Origin of the sequence: Microbulbifer pacificus, from assembly GCF_002959965.1 — a bacterium.
Lineage (GTDB): Bacteria > Pseudomonadota > Gammaproteobacteria > Pseudomonadales > Cellvibrionaceae > Microbulbifer > Microbulbifer pacificus_A.
Window position 1 is genome coordinate 1 of the sequence record NZ_PREV01000019.1, and the last position, 2,134, is coordinate 2,134.

Annotated in this window: 2 protein-coding genes and 1 pseudogene; all 3 read left to right on the forward strand. The window is 35.5% G+C overall.

Annotation, left to right across the window (positions count from 1 at the left end; genetic code table 11):
• The coding region (locus tag C3938_RS00485; RefSeq protein ID WP_158681505.1) for an NAD(P)-binding domain-containing protein at positions 1 to 293 on the forward strand (293 nt) is incomplete at its 5' end.
• Entirely contained in the window at positions 257 to 862 is a 606-nt protein-coding gene (locus C3938_RS00490; RefSeq protein WP_158681506.1) for a hypothetical protein, read from the forward strand. The genes C3938_RS00485 and C3938_RS00490, both read left to right, overlap by 37 nt.
• A 240-nt stretch (positions 863 to 1,102) precedes the next feature.
• Positions 1,103 to 2,134 (forward strand): annotated as a pseudogene (locus C3938_RS00495) (DUF4158 domain-containing protein); the annotation flags it as partial.

The window sequence follows — 2,134 nt, forward strand, 5'->3', positions numbered from 1 at the left end:
TCGAACTCAATGGGGATCCCAATGGCTTTCCCTCAAAAGACGAAATATCACAATATCTGAAAGACTATGCATTGTCATTTAATCTACCGATTAAACATAACACTAATGTAACGAATGTTCAAAAAAATAAAAATATCTATTACGTTTCGACAGAGCATATGGAATATAAAGCTGAAAATATCATAATAGCAACTGGGCCTTTTCAGAAGCCGAGAACACCTGATTTTCAAACAATTTATCGAAAGAGATTGTTCAGTTGCATTCCTCGGAATATCAAAACCCTTCTCAATTAAAAGAAGGAAATGTGTTAGTTGTGGGCGGGGGAAATAGTGGATCGCAGATAGCTGTTGAAATTTCACGAGAGAAGAAGACTTATCTATCAACTAGTAAACGTTTAACATTACTGCCTTTGACAATTAGAAGTAAAAGTATATTTTGGTGGTTTGATAAGGTTGGAGTGTTAAAGGCACCTTTCAATTCATTCTTAGGAAAACTAATACAAAAAAGAGGGGACCCGATCTTTGGTCTTGAATTAAAGTATGCTATTCGAAATGGATCTGTTTTTATTAAAAACAGATCCATGGATGGCAAGGAAAATAAGGTTATATTCCAAGATAACACGTTTCTTGATGTCAATAACATAATATGGGCTACCGGTTTTATACCTGACTATTCATGGTTAAATGTATCAGGCGTATTAGACGAGAAAGGAAATCCTAAACATAATAGAGGTATTACTAATATAGAGGGTTTATATTTTTTAGGTTTACCTTGGCAATATAGACGTGGTTCTGCGTTATTACAAGGTGTCGGATATGATGCAAAATATATCGTCGACCAAATAGTGAGAAATTCTTATTGAGGTGAAAGATGCTTAATTCAACAATCCAACAAAAAAAGTCGATTGCTTAGTTTACAGGAATTCGGCTTTTTTAGGTTAAGAGGGTATCCTTATTGCGCAAAATAACTCTTAAAAAAGGTGCAAAATAATTCCTAAATTGACACTATGATTTTATCCGTCTACTACACTTGTATCAATAGAGTACACTCTATTGATATATAATTGTAATAAATTGAAAATACAGAAACGGGATGATACTGAATGAAATTTGCAAGAGGTAGAGAATTGCTTACACCGGAACAGAGACAGGATTTTATGCAAATCCCTGAAGATGAATGGATACTGGGGACCTACTTCACTTTTTCCAAACGGGATTTAGAAATAGTTAATAAGCGAAGGAGGGAAGAAAACCGTTTAGGATTTGCTGTTCAATTAGCTGTTCTTCGGTATCCCGGTTGGCCATACACTCATATCAAAAACATCCCAGATTCAGTCTTAAAATATATATCGAAACAGATCAGTGCCAGTCCATCCTCGCTTAGTCATTATCCTCAAAGGGAAAATACACTTTGGGATCATTTGAAAGAAATTCGAAGTGAATACGACTTTGTAACTTTTACCCTGAGAGAATATCGAATGACATTTAAGCACCTTCATCAATTAGCTTTGGAAAATGGTGATGCCATTCATCTACTGCATGAATGCATAGATTTTCTAAGAAAAAACAAAATCATACTACCTGCTATCACTACACTTGAAAGAATGGTGTGGGAAGCGAGAGCAATGGCTGAAAAGAAGCTATTTAATACGGTTAGTCAGTCTTTAACAAATGAGCAAAAAGAAAAACTTGAAGAGATCATAACTTCGCAGCTTCCATCCGAATCCAATAAAACAATATTGGGTTGGTTAAAGGAACCACCGGGTCATCCTTCACCCGAAACATTTCTAAAAGTAATAGAACGGCTGGAATACATACGGGAAATAGAATTGGAGACGGTAAAAATTAGTCATTTGCATCGCAATCGCCTGTTACAGCTATCTCCCGCTTAGGTTCAAGATATGAGCCTTATGCATTCCGTGACTTTCAGGAAAATAAACGCTATTCAATATTAACCGTCTATTTATTAAATCTTACTCAGGAGTTAACGGATAAAGCTTTTGAAATTCATGACAGACAAATACTCAGTCTGTTATCAAAAGGCCGTAAGGCTCAAGAGGAAATTCAGAAACAAAACGGTAAAAAGCTGAATGAGAAAGTTATACACTATACGAACATCGGACAAGCTTTGATCA